We start from the raw sequence: 4,158 nt of genomic DNA on the forward strand, positions 1-4,158 counted from the left end.
CTGCCCGATGCGGCCCGCGACACGATCGAGGACGCGCTGGGCGACCTGGACGCGGCGCTGGAGACCTTTTCCTCGCTGCTGCGCCTGTCGCAGATCGAGGCGGAGATTTCGACCGGCACCTGCGCCCGGGTCAGCCTGGACGACCTGACCCGCCGGATCACGGACCTCTATGGCCCGGTGGCCGAGGACCGGGGGCAGGTCCTGATCGTGCCCGGGCCGGTGCCCGGCACCGTCGCCGGCGACCCGGTCCTGCTGATGCAGATGCTGTCCAACCTGGTGGAAAACGCCATCAACCACACGCCCGCCGGCAGCCGGATTTCCCTCGACGGACGGCTGGCGGACGGCAGGATCCTGCTGGTGGTGGCCGATGACGGGCCGGGCATTCCGCCCGACGCCCGCGAGCGCGTCTTTCAGCGGTTCGTCCGGCTGGATGCCAGCCGCTCGGTGCCCGGCAGCGGGCTGGGGCTGAGCCTGGTGCGGGCGATCGTGCGGCTGCATGGCGGGACGATCAGCCTGTCGGACAATCGTCCCGGCCTGCGCTGCACGATCATCCTGCCCGATGACGCTGCGGCCGGCGACTCGCCGCGCAGCCCGGCGGCCGAGGCGACACGGCGAAGAGCGGACGAGGAATCCGATCCAAATATCTGATTTTATGGGAAAATGGTGCCGACACTCGGAATTGAACCGAGGACCTACTGATTACGAATCAGTTGCTCTACCCCTGAGCTATGTCGGCACGACGCGTGCGCTATATCCGACCTCTGGCATGCCCGCAATATGTTGAATGACTATCTCCGTCACGAAATTGAATTATAGTGCGGCATGTGATGAGCGAGACGATCTCTGCCCGGGCTTCCCGTTTTCGCCGTGCGGCCGGCTGGCCGCAGCGGCCGGCGGCCATGCGGCATGTCTGGACGATCGGCGGGCTGGTCGAGTGCCGGGGCTGCGGGATGTTCCAGCGCATGCCCGCGCTGCAGCCGGGCCAACTGGCCGCGTGTGCCCGCTGCGGTCAGACGCTGGAATGGCGGCGGCGGACCTCGCCGCTGCAGACGCCCCTGGCCTTCTGCATCAGTTCCTGCGCGCTGTACCTGGCGGCGCTGGCGTCCTCGCTGATGACGCTGGACGTCTATGGGCGCGAGCGCACGGTCGACCTGGTGACCGGCCCGATGGAATTGCTGCATGAGGGATGGGGCGAGGCCGGGATCCTGGTCGGGCTGGTGACGGTGATCGCCCCGGCCGTCGTCATCGGCATGATGTTCGCCATCCTGTATGCGGCCAGCCGCCGCGCCCTGCCCGACTGGGCCCCCCATCTGCTGGTATGGTACGAGAAGCTGCGTCCCTGGTCGATGATCGAGGTCTATGTCCTGGGGATCTTCGTGGCCTATACCAAGCTGACCGACCTGGCCCATGTCGATGTGGGGCCTGCCGTCTATCTGATCTCGGCGCTGATGCTGACCATGGCGGCCACCGATTCCACCCTGGATACCGAGCTGATCTGGCGCCATCGCCGCGTCGATTCCGTGACCCGGATGGAGGATGGGCGCCGGGTGCATGTGCGCTTCGCCCATATCGACACGATCGCCATGCCGCCGCCCAGCCATCTGGTGGCCTGCCAATCCTGCGGCCTGGTGGGCGAGCTGAACGAACCGGTCAGCAACCTGCGCTGCGTCGGGGTCTGTCCGCGTTGCGACCATCGGGTCTGGCGGCGGGCGCCCGAGACGCTGGCGCGCACCACCGCGTTCCTGATCGCGGCGATCGTCTTCTATGTCCCGGCCAACCTCTATCCCGTCATGACCTTCTTCAAGATCGGCGGGGGCGGCAGCCATACGATCATCGAGGGGGCGATCGAACTGTGGCAGGACGGCATGGTGCCGCTGTCGCTGCTGGTGTTCTTCGCCAGCATCGCGGTGCCGATGCTCAAGATCGTCAGTCTGAGCTGGATGGTGGTCTGCACCTGGCGCGGCTCGTCCTTCGCCCTGGTGCAGCGGACGCGCCTGTTCCACCTGGTTGACATTATCGGCCGCTGGTCGATGATCGACGTGTTCATGGTCTCGATCCTGGTGGCGGTGGTGCGGTTCAATTCATTGGCCAACGTCACGGCGAATGCCGGCATGGTGTCTTTCGCCGCGGTGGTCGTCCTGACCCTGTTCGCGGCATCCAGCTTCGACCCGCGGGTGATGTGGGACGCGGCCGGCCTGAACGGCCCGTCGCCCGACGGCGTGCCGTCCGCCGTCGTGCAGGCGCGTCCCGGCAAGGCCATGGCGGAGGACGGAGCGACAGAGAGCGGAACGATGGAGCCGAAGCAGGCGTGACGGACGACCCCCAAGATTTTCCCGGAGGCCGGCGCCCTGTCCCGCCCCGGGCTTCGGCCCGCAAATACCGTTTTTCGATCGTCTGGCTGGTTCCGGTGGTGGCGCTGGCCATCGCCCTCTATCTGGGCTGGAAGGGGTTCGAGGGGCGCGGGCCGGAAATCACCCTTACCTTCGATACCGGCGACGGGCTGACCGCCGGCCAGACCCAGGTCAAGAACAAGTCCGTGACACTGGGCACGGTGCAGAATGTGCGCCTGACCCCCGACATGCGCCATGTCGAGGTCCGCGTGCGCATGAGCGCCAATGCCGCGCCGATGCTGACCGACCATGCGCGGTTCTGGGTGGTGCGGCCGCGCCTGAACGGCGCCAGCGTCACCGGGCTGGAGACGCTGCTGTCGGGGGCCTATATCGCGATGGACCCTGGCGAGCCCGGCGGGACCAGCACCACGGACTTCACCGGCCTGGAATCCCCGCCCGGCCTGCGGTCGGACGAGCCGGGCAGCACCTATACGCTGATCACCGGGTCGCTGGGGTCGATCGGTCCGGGCGCGCCGGTCTTCTTCCGCGACGTCGATGTGGGGGAAGTGCTGGGCTATACCATGCCGCCGGGCGGGGTCGGGCCGATCCTGATCCAGCTCTTCATCCGTTCGCCCTATGACAGCTATCTGCGGACCGATACGCGTTTCTGGAACGTCTCGGGCGTGCAGGTCGGGTTCGGGGCCGGAGGGCTGAAGGTCAAGCTGCAATCGATCCAGGCGCTGTTCTCGGGCGGGGTCGCCTTCGGCCTGTCGCCGCAGCGTATCGGGCAATCGGCCCCCGGGGCGCCGCGCGATTCCGTCTTCCGCCTGTACGGCAGCCAGGAAGAGGCCGACAATGCCGGCTATCGCGAGCGGCTGTCGCTGGCGACCTATCTGACCAATTCGGTGTCGGGCCTGGCGGTCGGCGCGCAGGTGACGATGTTCGGCATCCAGGTCGGAACCGTGACCGGCGTGAAGCTGGACCTGGACCAGAAGGCCGGCACCGCCCGGGTGCGCGTCGGCATGGAAATCCAGCCGGAACGCATTCTGGCGGCCGGCGAGATCCACCGTGGCGCCGGGCCTGAACTGGTGCGGGCGCTGGTCGATAACGGGCTGCGGGCTTCGGTCGATACCGCCAGCTTCCTGACCGGCGAGGCGATGATCGACCTGAATTTCGTCAGGAACGCGCCGCCGGCCACCGTCGCGGTCGAGGGCACGGCCCTGGTCATCCCCAGCAAGGCGGGGGGGATGAGCGGCGTCATGGATTCGCTCTCGACCGTCGCGGACAAGATCGCGGCGTTGCCGCTGACGCAGGTGGGCGACAATCTGAACAGCCTGCTGGCCCATTCGGACGCACGGATCAACAGCCCCGAACTCCGCCAGGCGATCGTCGCCCTGCGCGATTCGCTGCGCAGCGTGCAGGGTCTGACCAGCGATGCGCGCAGCGGCATGCATCCGCTGCTGCAGCGCCTGCCGCAGATGAGCGCGCAATTGGATGGCGCGCTGAAGAACGCGAACCTGCTGCTGGCCAGCTATGGCGGCGACACCGATTTCCATCGCGATCTGCAGCAGATGCTGGTGCAACTGGACGAGACCGCGCGCTCGGTGCGGTTTCTGACCGATTTCCTCAATCGCCATCCTTCGGCGCTGATTACGGGACGCTAGTCGATGACGTTGCCTGGCATGTCGCCCGGGTCTTTATCCGGCCCCTTCTCCGGCCGTTCGGCGTCGCGCCGGGGGGTTCTGCGGGCCGGACTCGGCCTGTTGGCCGGCGCGGCGCCGCTGGCGGCCTGTTCGTCCGATCCCGCTTTCTACGCCCTGGCGCCCTG

3 protein-coding genes and 1 tRNA gene are annotated in these 4,158 nt (G+C 67.6%); 3 read left to right on the forward strand and 1 reads right to left on the reverse strand.

From position 1 onward, the window contains the following. Window positions 1–648: sensor histidine kinase (locus HUK84_RS11520; protein WP_176640424.1), on the forward strand; the 648-nt coding region annotated here is incomplete at its 5' end. 13 nt (window positions 649–661) lie between these two features. On the opposite strand, the gene HUK84_RS11525 is transcribed toward HUK84_RS11520, so the two are convergent. Further along, a tRNA-Thr gene (locus HUK84_RS11525) sits at window positions 662–736 on the reverse strand. 163 nt (window positions 737–899) lie between these two features. Here HUK84_RS11525 and HUK84_RS11530 point away from each other — a divergent pair. Next, window positions 900–2,312: a paraquat-inducible protein A gene (locus HUK84_RS11530; RefSeq protein ID WP_246285630.1), complete on the forward strand. Its 1,413-nt coding sequence runs from the start codon at window positions 900–902 to the stop codon at window positions 2,310–2,312. Beyond that, a complete protein-coding gene (locus HUK84_RS11535) occupies window positions 2,309–3,994 on the forward strand; it encodes a PqiB family protein (protein ID WP_176640426.1) in 1,686 nt (561 codons plus the stop codon). Before HUK84_RS11530 ends, HUK84_RS11535 begins: the two co-directional genes overlap by 4 nt. Window positions 3,995–4,158: the final 164 nt, after the last annotated feature.

This window comes from Nguyenibacter vanlangensis (assembly GCF_013376155.1).
In the GTDB taxonomy this organism is placed as follows: domain Bacteria; phylum Pseudomonadota; class Alphaproteobacteria; order Acetobacterales; family Acetobacteraceae; genus Gluconacetobacter; species Gluconacetobacter vanlangensis.